At 37.4% G+C, this 20,824-nt stretch carries 15 protein-coding genes; 14 read left to right on the top strand and 1 reads right to left on the bottom strand.

Translation table 11 applies throughout. From position 1 onward, the window contains the following. The 13 genes from CLLU_RS08755 to CLLU_RS08815 all read left to right on the top strand — a co-directional run. Positions 1-395: UPF0236 family transposase-like protein (locus CLLU_RS08755; protein ID WP_207655975.1), on the top strand; the 395-nt coding region annotated here is incomplete at its 5' end. A gap of 239 nt (positions 396-634) precedes the next feature. Then, a complete protein-coding gene (locus CLLU_RS08760; RefSeq protein WP_106009369.1) occupies positions 635-2,590 on the top strand; it encodes a DNA gyrase/topoisomerase IV subunit B in 1,956 nt (651 codons plus the stop codon). 31 nt (positions 2,591-2,621) lie between these two features. Beyond that, complete coding sequence (locus tag CLLU_RS08765; protein ID WP_106009370.1) at positions 2,622-5,486, top strand: DNA topoisomerase IV subunit A; 2,865 nt, start codon at positions 2,622-2,624, stop codon at positions 5,484-5,486. A gap of 281 nt (positions 5,487-5,767) precedes the next feature. Beyond that, positions 5,768-6,472, top strand: coding sequence for an MIP/aquaporin family protein (locus CLLU_RS08770; RefSeq protein WP_106009371.1), 705 nt, complete (start codon positions 5,768-5,770; stop codon positions 6,470-6,472). 34 nt (positions 6,473-6,506) lie between these two features. Further along, on the top strand, positions 6,507-7,070 hold the full coding sequence (locus CLLU_RS08775; RefSeq protein ID WP_106009372.1) for a glycerol-3-phosphate responsive antiterminator: 564 nt from the start codon (positions 6,507-6,509) through the stop codon (positions 7,068-7,070). Positions 7,071-7,207: 137 nt separating this feature from the next. Further along, positions 7,208-8,704, top strand: coding sequence for a glycerol kinase GlpK (glpK, locus tag CLLU_RS08780; RefSeq protein ID WP_106009373.1), 1,497 nt, complete (start codon positions 7,208-7,210; stop codon positions 8,702-8,704). A 255-nt stretch (positions 8,705-8,959) separates the two neighbouring features. Next, positions 8,960-9,520: a DJ-1 family glyoxalase III gene (locus CLLU_RS08785; RefSeq protein WP_106009374.1), complete on the top strand. Its 561-nt coding sequence runs from the start codon at positions 8,960-8,962 to the stop codon at positions 9,518-9,520. A 65-nt stretch (positions 9,521-9,585) separates the two neighbouring features. Then, positions 9,586-10,824: a M16 family metallopeptidase gene (locus CLLU_RS08790; protein WP_106009375.1), complete on the top strand. Its 1,239-nt coding sequence runs from the start codon at positions 9,586-9,588 to the stop codon at positions 10,822-10,824. A gap of 158 nt (positions 10,825-10,982) precedes the next feature. Next, a complete protein-coding gene (recJ, locus tag CLLU_RS08795) occupies positions 10,983-12,761 on the top strand; it encodes a single-stranded-DNA-specific exonuclease RecJ (RefSeq protein ID WP_106009376.1) in 1,779 nt (592 codons plus the stop codon). Positions 12,762-12,848: 87 nt separating this feature from the next. Beyond that, entirely contained in the window at positions 12,849-13,913 is a 1,065-nt protein-coding gene (locus tag CLLU_RS08800; RefSeq protein ID WP_106009377.1) for an undecaprenyldiphospho-muramoylpentapeptide beta-N-acetylglucosaminyltransferase, read from the top strand. Positions 13,914-14,104: 191 nt separating this feature from the next. Next, a complete protein-coding gene (locus CLLU_RS08805; protein WP_106009378.1) occupies positions 14,105-14,530 on the top strand; it encodes a flavodoxin in 426 nt (141 codons plus the stop codon). 381 nt (positions 14,531-14,911) lie between these two features. Then, a complete protein-coding gene (gene nifJ, locus CLLU_RS08810; RefSeq protein WP_106009379.1) occupies positions 14,912-18,415 on the top strand; it encodes a pyruvate:ferredoxin (flavodoxin) oxidoreductase in 3,504 nt (1,167 codons plus the stop codon). Between the two features lie 252 nt (positions 18,416-18,667). Continuing rightward, positions 18,668-19,027, top strand: a complete 360-nt coding sequence (locus CLLU_RS08815; RefSeq protein ID WP_106009380.1) for a DUF1292 domain-containing protein — start codon at positions 18,668-18,670, stop codon at positions 19,025-19,027. A gap of 161 nt (positions 19,028-19,188) precedes the next feature. On the opposite strand, the gene CLLU_RS08820 is transcribed toward CLLU_RS08815, so the two are convergent. Then, a complete protein-coding gene (locus tag CLLU_RS08820; protein ID WP_106009381.1) occupies positions 19,189-19,833 on the bottom strand; it encodes an HAD-IB family hydrolase in 645 nt (214 codons plus the stop codon). 149 nt (positions 19,834-19,982) lie between these two features. Here CLLU_RS08820 and CLLU_RS08825 point away from each other — a divergent pair, with 149 nt between their 5' ends. Next, positions 19,983-20,822, top strand: coding sequence for an aminotransferase class IV (locus CLLU_RS08825; protein WP_106009382.1), 840 nt, complete (start codon positions 19,983-19,985; stop codon positions 20,820-20,822). The last annotated feature ends 2 nt before the right edge of the window (positions 20,823-20,824 follow it).

Consider the following 20,824-nt stretch of genomic DNA (forward strand, 5'->3'; position numbering starts at 1 on the left):
AAGAGATAAAAGAATGCAGGAAATATATAAATAATAACTGGGAAGGTATTGTTAACTATTATAACTATGACAAAGTTACAGGCTGCAGTGCAGAAGGTCATGTAAGCCATATCCTATCGGATAGACTGAGTAGCAGGCCGCTTGGATGGAGCATAAGAGGAGTAGATCAAATAGCACGACTTAGAGCTTATACTGCAAACGGAGGGAAAGTTTATAATCTTTTTAAAGAAACATCAGATAAAAAGAAAAGGGAAAAGTGTTTTTATTTATCCAAGAAGTCTACGGTATCTTCTATTAAAAATAGCTGTCTGGAAAAATTTAATAATATAGAAATATTGAATATTGGTAAAAAGACGCGTTTGGGTATTATCCTCAAGGCCCTTAGGGGAGCGTAGGTTAAAATGTGTTACAGGGAAAGTCTGTATTTTTTTAACCTACAGTAAATTGACACGATCCCCTTTGATAATATATTTGCATAATAAGTTATATATATATATAATGATTTTTGAAGTTTAAACCTGAGGCACATACCTTCTTTGTATGAGTTCAGAAGTTTTTTTGAATTTCAGGGTAAATTGATCCTGAAAAATGGATTAATGGATTATATGAAATAATTTTGGAGGGAAATAATTAGATGAGTAGTGAAAATCCGAAGGATGAGGTTTATGATGTAAATTCTCTAACTTCTCTGGAAAAATTGGAACCGGTTAGAATAAGGCCGGGAATGTATATAGGTTCCACCGGCAGCAGGGGCCTTCACCACTGCATATGGGAGATACTCGATAATTCTATAGATGAGATTTCAAATGGCTTTGGAAACAAAGCATCTGTAATATTGAATGAGGATGGAAGTGTGTCTGTAACAGACAATGGAAGGGGTATTCCTACAGAAATTCATCCTATAAAAAAAATAAATGGAGTGGAAATGGTGTTTACACAGCTTCATACAGGGGGAAAATTCAACAACCGGGTCTATAAGACTTCAGGAGGTCTCCATGGAGTAGGAGCGGCAGTAGTTAATGCACTGTCCAAATGGATGGAAGTGGAGATTAAGCGAAACGGGCATATATATGCCCAGAGATTTGAATATGCTTATGACAAGTTCTTGAAAAAGGATATGCCGGGAACTCCCGTAACTTCTCTTGAAGTAATAGGGGATACTGATGGAACTGGAACCAAAGTTACTTTTATGCCTGATGAAAAGGTATTTTCCACAGTGGATTTTAATCTGGATACAATAGAAGAAAGACTTAGAGAGCTGGCTTTTCAAAATAAAGGTATAACCTTAAAACTGGTGTGCAAATGGCCGGGAAGTGAAATGGAGAAAGAATATCACTCTGAAAGGGGACTTCTGGATTTTATAGAATATTTAAATGAAAGCAGAACTCCTCTTAACAAGGACCCCATACTATTTGAAGGTGAGAAGAAAATAGGAGAACTCAATATGAAAGGGGAAGTGTGTGTTCAATTTACTGATTCCACCTCCTATCATATAGCGAGCTATGTAAATAATATTCCGACTACGGAGTCGGGAACACATGAAAGCGGATTCAAAGCGGGAATGACCAGAGCATTTAAGGAATGGTCAAAAAAACTGAATTTGGCAAAGGAAAAAGATAAGGAATTTGAGGGAGACGATTTGAGGGAGGGAATGACCGCCATAGTAAAAATAAAAATAAGCAATCCTATATTTGAAGGTCAGACCAAGACCAAACTGGGAAATACAGAAGCTTATACCATGATGAATGATCTTTCCTACACTAAATTTTGTGAATGGATAGAAGATAATAGAGATATGGCTTCCATTATAATAAATAACGCCCTCAATGCTGCGTCCAGAAGGGAAAAAATAAAAAAGATAAATGAGGCAGAGAAAAAGAAGGTTGGAAGAGGAACTGCACCTCTTGCAGGTAAAATTGCAGTGTGTACTTTAAAAGATTCTTCCAAATGTGAATTTATAGTTGTGGAGGGAGATTCTGCAGGAGGTTCTGCAAAACAGGCCAGGGACAGGCGATTTCAGAGCATAATGCCTTCCAAGGGGAAAATAATGAATACTGAAAAGCAAAAACTTGAAAATGTACTTGGAAGTGAAGAACTAAAAATATTCAATACGGCCATCGGTACAGGAATACTTAAAAACTATGCTGAGAAGGATTTGAAATATGGCAAAATTATAATATTGAGTGATGCCGATGTAGATGGCTACCACATAAGGGCGTTGTGGATGACCTATATATATAGGTATATGAGACAGCTTATTTTAAATGGGCACCTTTACATAGCACTTCCCCCTCTTTACAAGGTGTATAAACAGAGAAGGGGAAAAGATGTGACAAAATATGCCTACAGTGACGGGCAGCTTTCAAAAGCAAAAAAGGAAGTGGGGGCAGGTGCCCTTGTCCAGAGGTATAAGGGACTTGGTGAAATGAACCCGGACCAGCTCTGGGAGACCACACTAAATCCTGAAACCAGAACTCTCCAGCAGATAACCATAGAGGATGCAGTAAAGGCGGAGAAAATGATATCACTGCTCATGGGAGATGTGGTGGCCCCGAGAAAAAATTATATGTATAAATACGCAGAATTTTAGACAATGTACAATTGAAGAAGGAGGGTTTTACTTGGCAACTAAATCAGTAATTCCAAAGGACAACAATATAATAAAAATTCCAATAGAAGAAGCCATGCCGGATAATTATCTTCCCTATGCAGTGGAAGTGGCGAAGGATAGGGCACTTCCCGATGTGAGGGATGGGCTAAAGCCCGTACATAGAAGAATAATATATGGAAGCTACATGCTGAAGGCATTTCCGGATAAACCCTATTATAAATCCGCCAGGATAGTAGGTGATATACTTGGAAAGTATCATCCCCACGGTGACACCTCTGTATATGATGCCATGGTTATACTGGCACAGAATTTCACCACCAGAATGCCACTTATAGACGGTCATGGAAACTGGGGCAGTCAGGATGGTGACAGCGCTGCCGCCATGCGTTACACAGAAGCCAGGCTTACGCCCATTTCCCTGGAAATGATGAAAGACATAGAAAAAAATGTGGTGAACATGGTAGACAATTATTCTGGTTCTGAAAAAGAACCGGAGGTTCTTCCCGCCAGGTATCCCAACCTGCTTGTAAACGGAGCCTTTGGAATAGCAGTGGGGCTTGCCACCAATATTCCTCCACACAATTTAAGAGAAGTGATTGGAGCTGTAGGAGCATATATTGACAATCCGGATATAACCACTGAACAGCTTATGAGCTATATCAAGGGACCTGACCTGCCCACCGGCGGAATACTGATAGGGAAGAAGTCCCTTCTTTCGGCCTATGAGACGGGTACAGGAAGGGTCAGTCTGAGAGCCAGGACTTCTATAGAAACACTGGACAATGGTAAACTGGCCATAGTTATAACGGAATTTCCATATAGAAGGAGCAAGGCCAAATTGCTTCAGACCATTTCTGAAATGACTGCGGACAAAAGACATTCCAGAGTACTTGAGCCCATATCGGATATAAGAGATGAGTCTGACAGAAGAGGCATAAGGGCCGTGATAGAATTTAAAAAGTCTGCAGATATGAAGCTGGTTAAAAAGGTTCTGAAATACCTGTTTAAAAAGACGGATCTGCAGTGCAATGTGTCCTTTAATATGGTAGCTCTGGCAGGTGGGAAACCTGAAACCATGTCCTTGAAGACCATATTGAAATACTATCTGGATTATCAAAAGGAAATTGTAAAAAAGAGGACCAAAACTGAACTGGATGAGGCAAATTCCAGATTTCATATTGTAGAGGGATTTATAAAAGCCATAGGTATAATGGATGAAATTATAAAAACCATCAGAAGTTCAAAATCAAAAAAGGATGCTGCCTCCAACCTTATGGATGAGTATGGTTTTACAGATTTACAGGCAAAAGCCATACTGGAGCTCATGCTCTATAGACTTACAGGGCTTGAAATAGAAGCTTTTGAAAAAGAACATAAAAAACTGTCGAAAATCATAAAAAGACTTACTAAAATATTGAATAGTGAATCAGAGATGTTAAAGCTGATAAAAAAAGAACTTGTGGAAATTGCCGAAAAATATGGAGATGATAGAAGAACCAGTGTTGTAGAAGAAGATGAAAAGGCCAGGATAGATGAAGAAGAACTTGTGGTTGAAGAAGAAATAGTTGTAACCATGTCCAATGAGTCCTTCATAAAAAGAGTCCCGGCAAAAAGCTTCAGCAGATATAATGGAAAGGTTGAAGACATAAAATATAGAGAGGGTGACTTTAATAAATATCTCATAGATGCCAATACCAGGGATACATTTATGTTTTTTACGGATAAGGGAAATGTGTACAATATAAAGGGCAAGGATATTCCGGAGTTTAAATGGAAAGAAAAAGGTGAAAGGCTTGACAGCTTGATAAAAAACCTTGATTTGACAAAAGAAAACATAATTTCAGTATACAATATAAGTGATTTTACATCAAAACAGGACTTTGTGTTTTTTACCAGTACCGGAGGAATAAAGAGGACAAAAATTGAATCCTTTATTACAAATTATACCAGGCTCATGGCCTTGAAGCTGAAAAAAGGGGAAGAGCTCATAGACGTTAAAACTATAGAGAGAGGTTCACAGATAGGATATGTAAGAGTCAAAACCCAAATAGGACTTGATTTTGGATTGAAAGTACCTGAAATAAATGCCGGGGACAGAAATATAGTCACTTCCAGGCTCTTCACGCTGCCGGAAGAGGATAAAATATCGAAAATAGTTTTGTCGGCTCCGGGTGAATACAAAAAGTTTTATGTAAATGTAAATAAAACTGGAATATTGAAGATATCAAATGCCGGAAGAGCATATAAAAATGTACTTACAAACACAAAATGCAGCGTACTTTTCTTTACTGACGACGGAAGAGTTTTCTCTATGCCTTCATTCATGCTTCAAAACATGGGTAAGTCCGGAATGAAAATTTCAAAGCTTATGGGAAATGTGGATGTGAACAGTATACTGAAAATAATTTCCATAGAAAATTTCAATTCAGGGTATATATACTTTTTTACCAGGCATGGAATGGTAAAGAAAACTCTTTTGAGCGAATTTGAAGGTATTGATCTGTGGAACAAGGCATATAAATTTAAAGACGGGAAAGATCTTCTCATAAATGTGGAATACTGTAAAATTCAAAATCCCCAGGTGCTCTTGATGAGTGACTGCGGTATGGCAATAAAATTCACGGGGAATTCCGTAGGTGCCATGGGAAGATTGGCTTCCGGAGTAATAGGGATAAATTTGAAAGAAGGTCAGGAAGTCATATATTCACGACTTATAGACAGCGAAGATAAGAAAAAATCCACCTTGAAACTTATTTCATCCGGGGGAAATGAAAAGAAAATTAAATTGTCGAATATATCTCTTCAAAACAGGGCAGGCAGAGGTAAAAATGTGATTTCGACAGCTTCGGATGATAAAATTGTGCAGGTCAGGTGAAATGTATAAAAATAAAGTTGTTAGATAATTTAGAAGTGTATTGTAATATTGCGATTATTGTATTATAATGTATACATATCAATAAAAGGCAGAGAAAAGAGAGCCGCTTTTAAAAAGTCAAAGTATTTGGCTTCTGTTAAGTAGGCTCTTTTTAAAAACTAGAATCAGGTTTTTTTGTGTAATCGGTTTCTAAATGCCTTTGAAATTACTGCTCTATATTATTATTTATTAAAGATGTTAATTTAAATTAACATAATTATTAAGTTAGGGGGAATAATAATATGTCACATGTATTAGCAGAATTTGTTGGAACTGCATTGCTTGTCTACTTAGGAGACAGCATATGCGCGAACTGTACTCTTAATAAGAGTAAAGGACAAAACGCAGGATGGATAGTAATAGCCGCAGGATGGGGTATTGCAGTAGGAGTTCCTGCATATTTGTTCTCAAATTTCAGTAATCAGTTCAATCCGGCACTTACCATAGGTCTTGCAGTTATAGGTAAGTTTCCGGCAGATCAGGTCTTGGGTTATATCATAGCTCAGATGCTGGGTGGTATAGTGGGAGGAGTTCTTGTATGGCTTACCTATTTACCACATTGGGCAATTACGGAGGATAAGGCAGCAAAACTGGGTATATTCTGTACAGCACCAGCTATAAGGAATTATCCGGCAAACTTCCTGACTGAGTTTTTGGCCACAGCTACTTTGGTATTTTCATTGGCTGCGATGGGCACAGTTAAAACCGCAGATGGTATGGGTGCTATTTTTGTTGTAAGTGCCATCATCTTCGTTCTGGGTTGTGCACTGGGTGGTCCTACTGGATATGCAATGAATCCGGCCAGGGATTTGTCACCGAGAATTGCACATGCCATACTTCCGATAGCAGGTAAAGGAGATTCAGACTGGGCATATGCTTGGGTTCCGGTTTTTGGGCCTATAGCAGGAGGAATAGCTGGAGCATTACTGTTTGCAGCACTGTTTTAACTGTTTAAATTGATTAAAAAGGAAGTCTTTATAAATGCTTAAATTCAAGGAAGAACTTATAGGGAATCCTATTATAGCAGCTGTGAGAAATGATGAGGATTTGAAATTGGCTGCCTTAAGCCGGGCTGTGATAGTTTTTGTGCTATATGGAGATATAATGAGTATCACGCAGATATGCAGCAGATTAAGAGACAACAACAAGCTGGCTTTTGTCCATGTGGATTTAATAGATGGATTAAAAGGTGATCTGGCAGGGATTAGGTACATAAAACAATTTGCAAAGCCTGACGGAATAATAAGCACCAAATCATCCAGCATCAAATATGGAAATCAGCTGGACCTAGTGACAATACAGAGAGTATTTATATTAGACTCGCTATCTCTTAAGACGGGAATAAAAAATATACATGAGAATAATCCAGATGCATTGGAGGTTTTACCTGGAATAGCAAGTAGAATAATAGGGGATTTCGAGAAAAAAATGAAAATACCTATTATAGCAGGAGGACTTATAAAAGAGAAGAAAGATGTAATGAATTGCCTGTCTACGGGAGCTATAGCTATATCTACCACCACCCGTAAGTTGTGGGATTTATAAAAAAGAAGATATTTTATGGAATTTCAGGGTTTGCAGGATTATTTCTGGCTTTAAGGTTTTAATCAGCGTAGCCTTGAAATTCCATAGTTTATATTGTGCAAAATTAGATTTACTAAAATTATGAAGGAGGATGTAAAATGGCAAAATATATTATGGCATTGGATCAAGGGACAACTAGTTCCAGATGCATACTGTTTAATAAACAGGGACTGCCAGTGAGTGTAGCTCAAAAAGAATTCAAGCAGATTTACCCTGAAAATGGATGGGTAGAACATGATCCCACAGAGATATGGGCAACTCAATTTGGAGTGGCAACAGAAGCTCTTCTGAGGGGAAATATAAGTGCCGAAGATATTGAAGCTATAGGTATAACCAACCAGAGAGAGACCACTATAGTATGGGATAAAAGGACAGGACTTCCAATTTATAATGCCATAGTATGGCAGTGCAGGAGAACTGCCGGTATATGTGATGAAATAAAAGCCAAAGGTCTGGACAAGATGATAAAGGAAAAGACCGGATTGATTTTAGATGCATATTTTTCAGGCACAAAGATCAAATGGATTTTGGACAATATACCTGGTGCGAGAAAAGAAGCGGAAAGAGGAAATCTGGCTTTTGGGAATGTGGATACCTGGCTTATATGGAATTTGACTAAAGGCAAGGTCCATGTAACTGATTACACCAATGCGTCCAGGACAATGCTTTTTAACATACATGAATTGAAATGGGATAAAGATCTTCTGGAAATGCTGGATATACCTGAATCAATGCTGCCGGAAGTAAAACCATCCAGTTTTGTTTATGGTGAGACTGACAAGAGTTTGTTTGGAGTGAACATCCCTATAGCAGGAGATGCGGGAGATCAGCAGTCTGCTTTATTTGGACAGACTTGTTTCCAGCCGGGAACTGCAAAGAATACTTATGGTACAGGATGTTTTCTTCTTATGAATACAGGAGAGAAGGCAGTGGAGTCCAAAAATGGTCTTCTGACCACTATAGCAATTGGAATAGACGGCAAGGTTGAATATGCCCTTGAAGGAAGTATATTTGTAGGCGGAGCAGCAGTACAGTGGATCAGGGATGAACTCAGAATGATAAAGAAATCTCCTGAATCAGAGAGATATTGTACAGCTGTTGAAGATACTGGAGGAGTGTATCTGGTACCTGCATTCGTGGGATTGGGAGCACCTTACTGGGATGCTTATGCCAGAGGAACCATGGTTGGAATTACCAGGGCAACTAAAAAGGAACATTTTATAAGGGCCGTAGTTGAGTCCCTTGCATATCAGACCTATGATGTGCTGAAAGCTATGGAGGAAGATTCGGAAATTGCTCTTAAGGCATTAAAAGTGGATGGTGGAGCTTGTGCCAATGATTTTCTTATGAAGTTTCAGTCTGACATATTGAATGTAAAAGTTGACAGGCCTCAGGTTATAGAAACCACTGCCCTGGGTGCAGCTTATCTGGCCGGCATTGCAGTGGGATATTGGAGCGGCAGAGAAGAAGTGGCTAAAAATTGGGCCATATCAAAAACTTTTGAACCGGACATGTCTGAAGAAAAGAGAACTGAGCTTTTAGATGGATGGCATGAAGCTGTGAAGAGATCCATGGGATGGGCAAAACGATCCTAAGTTCTATTTAATATAGCATTTGTGAAAATTCATCAAAGAACCTAAGGCGGGCTTTTTATCGTCTTAGGTTCTTTGAATTGGAACATTTAAAATTTTACAGATTTGCTATAAGAAGTATTAAATTGGATGGTTCTTAAAAAATTTTATGGTATAATTTATTAGAGGGGCGTAGACTGCCTGTCTCACGCAAAATGGAATGAAAAAAATTTATTGAAAAGTGAGGTGGAAGTCGAGCATCTACTCGACTGATATATTATGAAAAAAGCTATAGTATTACTTGCAAAAGGATTTGAAGAGGTAGAAGCGCTGACTTGTGTGGATGTGCTGAGAAGAGGGGGAGTACACTGTATAACCTGTTCCATAAATCTTGACAAGGATGTAATGGGATGCCATGAAATACATGTAAAAGCCAACAGCCTTTTAAAAACTACAGATGTAGATAAATATGATGCCATCATAATACCGGGAGGTATGCCTGGTGCTGCAAATCTCAGAGATGACAGTGCTGTTATAGATCTGGTGAAAAAGTTCAACAGTGAAAATAAAATAGTGGCGGCCATATGTGCCGGCCCAATAGTATTGAAAAGAGCAGAGATAATTGAGGGAAAAGAGGTAACCTGCTATCCTGGCTTTGAATCAGATTTGCAGCCTGTTAATTTCAGCAGGGAAATTGTAGTTCAGGATGGAAATATCATAACCAGCAGGGGTCCTGCTACAGCTATATACTTTGCATTTGAAATTTTACAGAATCTTGTGGATAAAGATGTAGTGGAAAATTTAAAGAAAGATATGCTTTTAAATCTGGTGAACTGCTAGATTGCATATCTAAATGAACGGTTTTTTAAGCTGAGTAATTACTTCCCTGAAAGAGAGGACAAAAATTGAGAAAATATGTGCTTGACAATGGAATGAAACTGTTATATGAATACAGACCGGGCAGAATAACTTCGATGTGTATTGGATTCAATGCGGGAGCTCTGGAAGAAGGTGCGGAATTTGATTTTGGAACCGCCCATGCCCTGGAGCATGTCATATGCAAAGGTACCAGACACAGAGATGAAAATGAGATAAATGCCGAATTTGACAGTATTTTCGGATTTGAAAATGCCATGACGAATTATCCATATACCATATATTATGGCACTTGTTTTTCATCAGATCTAAAAAGAGCAGTGGAGCTCTACAGTGATGTGATTCTAAATCCGGTTTTTCCGGGAGCTGGTTTCAGGGAAGAAATGAATATAATACTTCAAGAGCATAGAGACTGGGAGGATGACGCGTATCAGCACTGTGAAGACACTCTTTTCAGAAATTCCTTTAAAAATAGAAGAATTAAGGAGCTTATAATAGGAAATGAAAGCAGCCTGGAAGCAATTACCCTGGAGAAGATAAAAAAATTTTATAATACATTTTATTTCCCGCAAAACTGTACCCTGTGTTTTTGTTCTTCTCTGGATTTTGACTGTATAGTTTCAATTATTGATGAATATTTTGGAAACTGGATAAAGGATCCTGTAAAAAACTATACAGTAAAGGTGCCCTCTTATGAAAAAAACAAACCCGGAATATTTGTAGAAAAAATGCCGGGCATAACGGGTGCCAGAATTCAGTACATATTTGATATACATGCTTTAAACCTGCGGCAGTTTAAAGCCTTTACCTTATTCAACAGTTTTTTTGGACAGGGAACCAGCAGCATGATGTTTGACAGGATAAGGACTGAAAAGGGTATTGCCTATGATTTGGGCAGCAGTATACAGGATGAAAGAGGTGTAAAACTTTTTTCAATAAAGATGAGCACGTCTTCTCAAAATATAGACAAAGCCCTTCACATAACGGATAATATAATAGATGAATTAAAAAATTCTACCGGATATTTTACCGGGGAAAAAATAAAGAGCATAGGTACGGGGCTAGAGCTTAAAAAAGAGATCCGGAGAGAAAGATCTGTTGAATACTGTAAAGAAACTGTGGAATGGGAACTTATGCATGGGAGATTTAATGATCACTGCAATGCATATGAAGTGGAACAGCTGGACGAGATTGAAGAAGAGGATATAATCGAGGTAATAAACAAGGTTATGAAAGAGCCCTCCATACAGATTTTAAGGGCGCCTTGAAAATTGATCAAAATATAAATATCAAATATCAATTTTGGTTGATTTTCGGTGCGGTCGAAAATCTTCATTATCTGATATTTAATATTTGAACTTTAATATTTGAATTATGTAAATTGCGAACTGTGAATTGTCAATTGATAAAGGCTGGTGTTGTTTTTTTGAGTGCTAAGTGGATGCTGAGAAGATGCAGAAATAATATAGAAGCTATTTCTAAAAAGGCGGGAATAAGTGAAGTTGCAGCACAGATTCTCGCAAATCGGGGGATAACCAGTGCAGAGGATATAGATGATTTCATAAATCCATCAATACATAAACTGCTGGATCCCGGAATTATGAAAGACATGGAAAGAGGTACGGATATAATATGCGAGGCCATAAAGGAAAACAAAAATATGGCCATATATGGTGACTACGATGTGGATGGTGTAATAAGTACTTATATACTGTATTGTGGACTTTTGAGGTGCGGTGCCAGAGTAAAATATCATATTCCTGACAGGGTTGCGGAAGGATACGGTATAAATATTCACAGCCTGGAGCAGTTGAAAGATGAAGGCATTGAAGTTATAATAACCTGTGACAACGGCATTTCGGCCATAGATCAGATTGAGAGGGCAAAAGAACTTGGAATGACTGTAGTGGTTACGGATCACCATGATATACCTTTTGATGATTCAAAACAAGGTGAAAAAAAATTTCTGATACCTGATGCAGATGCGGTCATTGATCCAAAACAAAAAGAATGTCCATATCCGTTTAAACAGCTCTGTGGTGCAGGAGTGGCCTTTAAATTTGTTCAGATGCTTTATAGAAAATTCAATATAGGGGAAGAAGAAGCCTATGCATTCATAGAATATGCAGCTGTAGGCACCATATGCGATGTGGTGGATCTGCTGGGTGAAAACAGGATAATAGCCAGGAATGGACTTGAAATGATAAACCACACCGAAAATATTGGAATAAAAGCACTTATAAAAGAAACACTTCTGGAGGGAAAGGTTATAAATTCCTACCATGTAGGTTTTATTATAGGACCCTGTATAAATGCCACGGGGCGGTTGGACAGCGCTTCTGTTGCACTTGAGCTTTTACTCTGCAGGGACCCTGTAAGAGCGGAGAAACTTGCAAAAAAACTTCATGAACTGAACATACAAAGACAGCATATGACCATGGACGGTTTAAATGAAGTGATAGAAGAAGTGGAAAATTCATCTCTGAAAAATGACAGGGTACTTGTAGTGTATAAAGATGACATACATGAAAGTATAGCAGGTATTGTTGCAGGAAGACTCAAGGAAAAATACAATATTCCTTCCATAGTGATAACTAAAGGGACAGATAAGGCCAAGGGCTCGGGAAGATCCATAGAAGGCTATAATATGTTTGAGGAGCTTTTAAAATGCAGGGAACTGATGGACAAATTCGGAGGTCACCCTCTGGCGGCAGGTTTATCCATAGATGTTGAAAACATAGACAAATTGAGAAAAAAGTTAAATAAAAACTGCAGTCTAACTGATGAAGACATAATACCTAAAATCAGGATAGACAGGAGGCTTCCCCTGGAGCATATCTCTTTTAGCATGTTGAAGGAAATTGAAAAACTGCAGCCTTTTGGGAAGGGAAATTCCGCACCTGTTTTTGGTGAAAAAAATGTAAATGTATTTAAAGTGTATTTTTTAGGAAAGGATAAAAATGTACTGAAATTGTTCTGCCGGCTTAAAAATACCTTGAAGAAAATTGATGCAGTGGATTTTAAGGGGGGTAAAAAATTCAGAAAGTTGATACTGGAAAATTACGGTCCTCAGAGAGGAAACAAGATTTTCAGCAATGACTTTAACAGTATAAAAATGGATTTTGTGTTTTCACCTTCTGTCAATGAATTTAATGGAAACAAAAATATTCAAATTGTAGTGGAGGATTTCAGGCTGACTTCTTGATTTTGACTGGAAGTGAACGGGAAGGTTAAGCTTTTCACAATATTCTTATCGCCAAATATTATATTTTGTAAGAGGAGGAAATATACTTTGAAGAAAATAATTCTCACAGGTGGAGGTTCCGCCGGGCATGTTACGCCTAATCTGGCTTTGATTCCCAAACTAAGGGATCTGGGATATGAAATACAGTACATAGGAAGTGAAAATGGCATTGAGAGAAAAATAATAGAAGACGAAAAGATAAAATACCATGCCATTTCAAGTGGAAAATTGAGAAGGTATTTTGATATAAAAAATTTTACAGATCCTTTCAAGGTGATCAGGGGTATATTTCAGGCTGTACTTATAATCAGAAGGGAAAAACCAAACATAGTGTTTTCAAAGGGAGGATTTGTATCGGTACCTGTGGTCATTGCTGCTCATTTCAACAGAGTTCCGGTCATTATCCATGAATCGGACATGACACCGGGACTTGCAAATAAGATATCCCTGCCTTATTGTACCAGAATATGTGTTACATTTCCCGAATCATTGAAAAGTATGAAAGGACATAATGCAGTGCTTACGGGAACACCAATAAGACAGGAGCTTTTGGATGGAAGCAGGATAATTGGCAGGAGAATATGCGGATTTACCAATGAAAAGCCAATTCTTCTTGTAATAGGTGGAAGCCTTGGATCCAGATTTATAAATAACGTGGTGAGAAATTCTTTAAATGAGCTTTTAAAAGTATTTAACATAGTTCATATATGCGGAAGAGGAAATATGGACAAAGCTCTTGAGGTGAGGAAGGGGTATGTTCAGTTTGAATATCTGAATAAGGAACTCTCACATGTGATGAATGCAGCGGATATAGTGGTATCAAGGGCAGGTGCCAATGTCATATTCGAATTGCTTGCACTTAAAAAGCCTAATCTCCTGATTCCTCTTTCCAGGGCATCCAGCAGGGGTGATCAGATTTTAAATGCAGCTTCTTTTGAAAAAAGCGGCTACAGCATGGTACTGCAGGAGGAAAAAATGACGCAGAAGGTTTTTCTGGATAAAATTGAAGAGTTGTACAAGTCAAGGGAGAAATATATAAATAACATGATGGCAAGTCCTGCCCGTCATGGGACAACCAAGATTGTGCATTTAATAGAAAAGTACAGAAATTAGCAGATAACTCCTTTAGAATTTATTCTATATGAATTTCAATTCTACACTTTAATGTAAAGAAGTACTTTGTGAAAAAAATATTATTATTTTTATTTTTTTAGGAGGAAAAATGCTTTGTGTGTAGAAATATAGATTAAGGGATATAAAATATGTGGTGATAATTATATCAAATTGAAAGGTGGAGGTAGTATATGAAAAATATAGCTGTAATATATTGGAGCAATGGCGGGAATGTAGAGGTTTTGGCAGATAATATTGTAAAGGGAGCGGAAAGTGAAGGCGCAAAAGTAACCGTAAAACATGTGCAGGATGCAAAAGTTGAAGATGTAACTTCCGCAGATGCCGTGGCTTTCGGAAGTCCGTCTCTTGACAACAATAAGATAGAGCAGGATCACATGGCTCCATTTATTAAAGAATTCAAACTCCTGCCTATACAGGGGAAGAAAGCAGTATTATTTGGGTCCTATGGCTGGGATGAAGGAGCATTTTTGAAGGAATGGAAAAAGGTTGTAGAAGATTATGGATTCAATGTGGTGGGAGAATTGGCAGTTAAAGAAGCTCCTGATGATGAACAACTGCAAAAGGCCGGTGAATTAGGTAAATTACTTGCAAAATAAAATGAAATGCTTTGCATTCTATTTTCTCATTGTGAACTGCGAATTGTCAAATGGAACTGTATTTTAAAAAAATTTCATCTGTAGTATAGCTTTTGCCATACCCAATTATGTAAAAAATGGATAATAATAATTTTGAAAAATTTTTTTAAAAATAAGCTTTACATATTTAAAATTTTGCAGTTTTGTTGTATAGTAAAACTATAGATTAAATAAAAGCACAATTAAATATCTTGTGCTTTTTAATTAAATTTATTGCTTTTAGTGCATTGCTGTACTAATTATGGTATAATTACTGTATCAGTTTAAAAAATTAAAAAGCACAACTATTTATACTTAAAATTTATAATACTAATTATAATACTAAAAAGGAGAGGAATTTTTATGAGCAAAACGAAAACTATGGATGGGAATACTGCAGCAGCTTATATTTCCTATGCATTTACTGATGTAGCAGCTATTTATCCAATAACTCCATCATCTCCAATGGCAGAACACGTGGATGAATGGGTAGCTCAAGGTAAGAAGAATATTTTTGGACAACAAGTAAAAGTTATGGAAATGCAGTCAGAGGCAGGTGCGTCTGGTGCAGTACATGGTTCACTACAGGCAGGAGCCCTGACTACGACTTATACTGCATCACAAGGTTTACTTCTTATGATACCTAATATGTATAAGATTGCAGGAGAACTTTTACCGGGAGTGTTCCAGGTATCAGCCAGAGCAGTAGCAGCTAATTCACTTAATATATTTGGTGATCATCAGGATGTAATGGCAACAAGACAGACAGGTTTTGCACTGCTTGCAGAGAGCTCGGTACAGCAGGTTATGGATCTTGCTGCAGTAGCACATCTGTCAGCAATAAAAGGCAGAGTCCCATTTGTAAATTTCTTTGACGGATTTAGAACTTCCCATGAAATCCAAAAAATTGAATTGCTGGATTATGATGATCTGGCAAAATTGGTTGATGTGGATGCATTAAATGCTTTCAGAAGAAGAGCTTTGAATCCAGATCATCCGGTAACTCGTGGTACAGCACAGAATCCGGATATATATTTCCAGGAAAGAGAAGTATCAAATAAGTACTATGAGGCACTTCCTGAAATAGTTGAAAATTACATGGCAGAAATAAGCAAGCTTACTGGAAGAGAATATCACCTGTTCAACTATTATGGCGCAAAAGATGCAGAGAGAATTATAATAGCTATGGGTTCAGTCTGTGAAACTATAGAAGAAGTAATAGACTATTTGACTGCTAAAGGTGAAAAAGTTGGACTGCTTACAGTACACTTGTACAGGCCATTCTCAATAGAACATTTCTTTAAATATATACCAGAGACTGTTAAAAAAATTGCGGTTTTGGATAGAACAAAAGAGCCAGGCTCAATTGGTGAACCTCTCTACTTAGATGTTAAAAATGCATTCTATGGAAAGGAAAAACAGCCGGTTATAGTTGGAGGAAGATATGGACTTGGTTCAAAAGATGTGCTTCCATCACATATTCTTCCTGTATTTGAAAACTTAAAGGCAGATAATCCGAAGAATGGATTTACTATAAGCATAGTTGATGATGTTACAAATACATCCTTAAATGTAGGAGAAGATATAAACACGACTCCAGCAGGAACTACAGCTTGTAAGTTCTGGGGACTTGGATCCGATGGTACTGTAGGAGCAAACAAGAGTGCTATAAAGATCATAGGTGATCATACTGATATGTATGCCCAGGGATATTTTGCATATGACTCCAAAAAATCCGGAGGAATAACAGTTTCCCACCTGAGATTTGGTAAATCACCAATAAAATCACCATATCTTATAGATAAAGCTGATTTCATCGCAGTACACAATCAGTCCTATGTTCATAAATACAATGTACTTGAAGGACTTAAAAAAGGCGGCAGATTCCTGTTAAATACAATTTGGACTCCAGAAGAACTTGAGAAGGAATTGCCAGCTTCAATTAAGAAATATATAGCAGACAATGATATTGAATTCTATACATTGAATGCTGTTAAAATAGCTCAGGGAATAGGTCTTGGCGGAAGAATAAACATGATCTGTCAGGCTGCCTTCTTCAAAATTGCAAATATCATACCGGTAGAAGATGCAGTTAAATATTTGAAAGAAGCAGTTGTAACTTCTTATGGTAAAAAAGGACAAAAAGTTGTAGACATGAACAATGCAGCTATAGACGAAGGTGTTAAATCAGTAGTCAAAATAGATGTACCAGCTTCCTGGAAAAATGCATCGGAAGAAGCTGCTGCAACAAAAGAAGTTCCTGAATTCATTAAAAATATAGTTGAACCTATGAACAGACAGGATGGAGACAAACTTCCTGTAAGTACTTTTGTAGGAATGGAAGACGGTACATTCCCTGCAGGAACTGCAGCTTATGAAAAGAGAGGAATAGCTATATCTGTTCCTGAATGGCAAGTGGACAAGTGTATACAGTGTAACCAATGTTCATTTGTATGTCCACATGCAGCTATAAGACCTATACTCACTACTGAAGAAGAAGCTTCCAAAGCACCTAAGGGATTTGAGTTTAAAGATGCTACTGGAGCAAAAGGACTTAAATTTACCATAGCTGTTTCACCATATGACTGCCAGGGCTGTGGAAACTGTGCAGATGTATGTCCTGCAAAGGAAAAAGCTCTTGTTATGAAGCCGCTGGATACTCAATTGTATAAGGCAGATGCATGGGATTATGCTGTATCAGTATCTCATAAGGACAATCCAATGGATAAATTCAATGTAAAGGGAAGCCAGTTTGAGCAGCCATTACTTGAGTTCTCAGGAGCCTGTGCAGGATGCGGAGAAACTCCGTATGTTAAACTTGTAACTCAATTATTTGGTGACACAATGATGATAGCTAATGCTACAGGATGTTCATCAATTTGGGGAGCTTCTGCGCCAACAACTCCATATACAACCAATTACAGAGGACATGGTCCGTCCTGGGCTAACTCATTATTTGAGGACAATGCTGAATATGGACTTGGTATGGTATTAGGAGTAAAACAGACAAGAGAAAGAATTAAGGCAAGCATAGAAGCAGCACTGAAAGGTAGTTTAAGTGCAGAACTCAAAGCTGCTTTTGAAGATTGGATTGAAAATATTGACAATGGACAGGGTACAAGAGAAAGAGCTGATAAGATAATAGCTTTACTTGAGAATGAAAAAGGAAATAATCCTGTACTGAACGACATATATGAAAACAAAGATTTCTTGATCAAGAGATCCAACTGGGTAATAGGCGGAGATGGATGGGCTTATGATATAGGATACGGCGGATTAGACCATGTACTTGCATCTGGAGAAGATGTAAATGTACTTGTACTTGATACAGAAGTTTATTCAAATACAGGTGGACAGTCTTCAAAATCAACTCCTGCTGCAGCTGTAGCTAAATTTGCAGCAAGTGGTAAGAGAACAAAGAAGAAGGATCTTGGAATGATGGCCATGACCTACGGATATGTTTATGTAGCTCAGATTTCCATGGGTGCCAACAGGGCTCAGGCTCTTAAAGCAATAAAAGAAGCAGAAGCTTATAAAGGACCATCTCTTGTAATAGCTTATGCCCCATGTATCAATCATGGATTGAAAGCTGGCATGGGCAAGAGCCAGAGAGAAGCCAAAAAAGCTGTTGATTGCGGATACTGGTCACTTTACAGATATAATCCTGAATTGAAGGCACAGGGCAAGAATGGATTCAGCCTGGATTCAAAAGAACCTACTGAAGACTTCAGAACATTCCTGTTAGGTGAAGTTAGATATGCATCACTTGCTAAACAATTCCCTGATCAGGCGGAAGCACTGTTTGAAAAGACTAAAAAAGATGCATTTGAGAGACTCGAAGGATACAAGAAATTGGCAAATGCATAATATCAATAATTAAAAATACCGGACACTTTGTGTCCGGTATTTTTTAATGCAGATTTAATTTTTAACTTTTTACTAAAAAAGCTTTTATTATATTGTGATTAAGGGTAAAATTAGAACATAACAATAAAAAGGAGGTGAATATCCCGGTAGGAATATGACTAGAAAATTATAGCTGTACCAGGAAGAGAATTTTAACATTTGGTTATAATATTGATAGGATATCCACCTTAAGGGTTACACCGGGTATATATTATGAATGAAAAGAACTCAAACGGACAGGACTGTGGCTGCAGCAGTGAAGTGGAAAAATGCGGTTGTGGTGAAAATGTAGAAAGTAATGGTTGTGACTGTGGCTGCGATTGTGGAGATCAGGAAGCATTGATAGTTGATCTGGAAGATGAAAATGGAAACATAGTTCCATGTGAAGTAGTTGATGGATTTGAATTTAAGGAAAGTGAATATGCCATAGTTCAAAACCCTCAGAACCAATCCGTATATCTGTTTAAGGTAGAAGGTGACGGGGAAGAAAAGGAACTTGTCATTCCCGAAGAAGGGGAATTTGAGGAAGTTTCAGCTTATTATGAACAATTAGCCCAGGAACAGGGAGAATAAATACTGAATAGAAATATCAAAGTTCAAAGTTTAAATATCGATTTTGGTGGATTTTCGGCCTTAGCCGAAAATCTTCGTTAATTGATATTTGTTCTTTGAACTTTATACTTTAATTGTTAATTGTCTCCTGTCAACTGTCCATTGTTAATTGTCCATTGACTTCACTTCCAGTTCAGAACTTTGATATTGTATGGATTGTTCTTCCTATAATTTATAAGGCATGGATTTCCCACAATTTTAAATAAGGGCAGATCCGAAAGAGAATCGGAGAACATATAGGAATTTTTGAAATCCACTTCCATCCCGTCTTTTTTCAGGGATTCCAGAAGCCTTCTCACCTTTTCCTCACCTTTGCAGTTTTTACCTATAATTTTATTATAGTGTTTTCCATTTTCCACTGAAAATATAGTGCCTATCACTTTATCCACTTCTTCTATTTTATAGAGCTCTCTAAGGTAAAATTCTGCAGAAGCGGAAATCAGGTATATTTTATAACCTTCTTTTTTCAATTTTTTTATGGTATCCAGAGCATCTTTATAGAATATTTTGCACAGCCTTTTTTCGTAGAATTCTGCTGTAAGCAGCTTCATGTTTTCTTCACTTATGCCTTTTATAAAGGAAATAAAATTTTCTTTGGCTTTTTTTGCAGTAAATAGTCCCAGTACAAACAGAAAAGCTGAAAAAATGCTAAAAGGGGCATATAGTATTAATTTTGGATCTTTTTTTACCATGAATATGTAAAATTCCATTAGGGTTTCCCGTCTGGTCAGGGTAAAGTCCACATCGAATACAGCCAGTTTTGTCAAACAGATCACCTCATTTGGTCTTTAAGCTGTAGATTTTCTTCCTTTCTATGATATCATATGGGTGGCATGATTGGAAAGATAAAAGGTAGGAAATTATTCGGGATAATGATAAAATGTAGTAAAATATAAATCAAAAGAGGGAGTTTACAATGAGTGAATGTGTTAGCAAGTTTTTTTTATACGACGATAAAGTAAAAGAAAGAGAAAAATTTGACGATAATATACTTAGAGAGGGAAAATCACTGTATGAAGTAATACGTATAATAGATGGCAGACCTTTATTTTTAAAAGCCCATCTGGACAGACTAGACAATTCATTCAGGATAACAGATTTGAAACTCTGGCTTACGAGGGAAGAAATTACATTGAGTATAATTAAACTTATACAGGTGAATCAAATTCACGATGGAAATGTAAGACTTATATTCAATTTTGGTGAAAATAATAGATTTTTAGCGTATTTTGTAGAACATCATTACCCATCTCCTGAAGATTACCAGGAGGGAGTGCGTACTGACTTCTTTCATATTGAGAGGGAAAATCCAAATGCCAAAGTGGTGAATCGGGAATTTAGAGCACGGGTGGATAGAAAAATAGAGGACAGCGGCATATTTGAGGCGGTGCTCGTAAACAGGCTGGGAAACATAACTGAAGGAAGCAGGTCCAATATATTTATGATAAAAGATGAAAAGGTTATGACGGCACCTCTTGAAACAGTGCTGCCTGGAACTACCAGAAATATTATAATGCAGATTTGCACTGGATTGGGTTTGCAGGTACTGGAGCAGAATGTAAACTACAGGGACATAGATAAATTTGATGCCGTTTTCATATCTGGCACTTCTCCAAAAGTGCTGCCCGTAAAGGCAGTGGGAGATATTCAATTTGACTCTGCCAGCAATAGGATACTACTTAGGATAATGAATGCATATAACAGGGAAGTGAAAAATGACATAGAAAATTTTAAAACAGAAGAATATGTAAAATAGTA

This window comes from Clostridium luticellarii, assembly GCF_002995845.1.
In the GTDB taxonomy this organism is placed as follows: Bacteria; Bacillota; Clostridia; order Clostridiales; family Clostridiaceae; genus Clostridium_B; species Clostridium_B luticellarii.

What these genes read in the sequence shown, in the direction of transcription:
- CLLU_RS08760 (WP_106009369.1), top strand. Translation starts at nt 635, where the DNA reads ATGAGTAGTGAAAATCCGAAGGATGAGGTTTATGATGTAAATTCTCTA.
- CLLU_RS08770 (WP_106009371.1), top strand. Translation starts at nt 5,768, where the DNA reads ATGTCACATGTATTAGCAGAATTTGTTGGAACTGCATTGCTTGTCTAC.
- CLLU_RS08775 (WP_106009372.1), top strand. Translation starts at nt 6,507, where the DNA reads ATGCTTAAATTCAAGGAAGAACTTATAGGGAATCCTATTATAGCAGCT.
- glpK (WP_106009373.1), top strand. Translation starts at nt 7,208, where the DNA reads ATGGCAAAATATATTATGGCATTGGATCAAGGGACAACTAGTTCCAGA.
- CLLU_RS08785 (WP_106009374.1), top strand. Translation starts at nt 8,960, where the DNA reads ATGAAAAAAGCTATAGTATTACTTGCAAAAGGATTTGAAGAGGTAGAA.
- CLLU_RS08805 (WP_106009378.1), top strand. Translation starts at nt 14,105, where the DNA reads ATGAAAAATATAGCTGTAATATATTGGAGCAATGGCGGGAATGTAGAG.
- nifJ (WP_106009379.1), top strand. Translation starts at nt 14,912, where the DNA reads ATGAGCAAAACGAAAACTATGGATGGGAATACTGCAGCAGCTTATATT.
- CLLU_RS08815 (WP_106009380.1), top strand. Translation starts at nt 18,668, where the DNA reads ATGAATGAAAAGAACTCAAACGGACAGGACTGTGGCTGCAGCAGTGAA.
- CLLU_RS08825 (WP_106009382.1), top strand. Translation starts at nt 19,983, where the DNA reads ATGAGTGAATGTGTTAGCAAGTTTTTTTTATACGACGATAAAGTAAAA.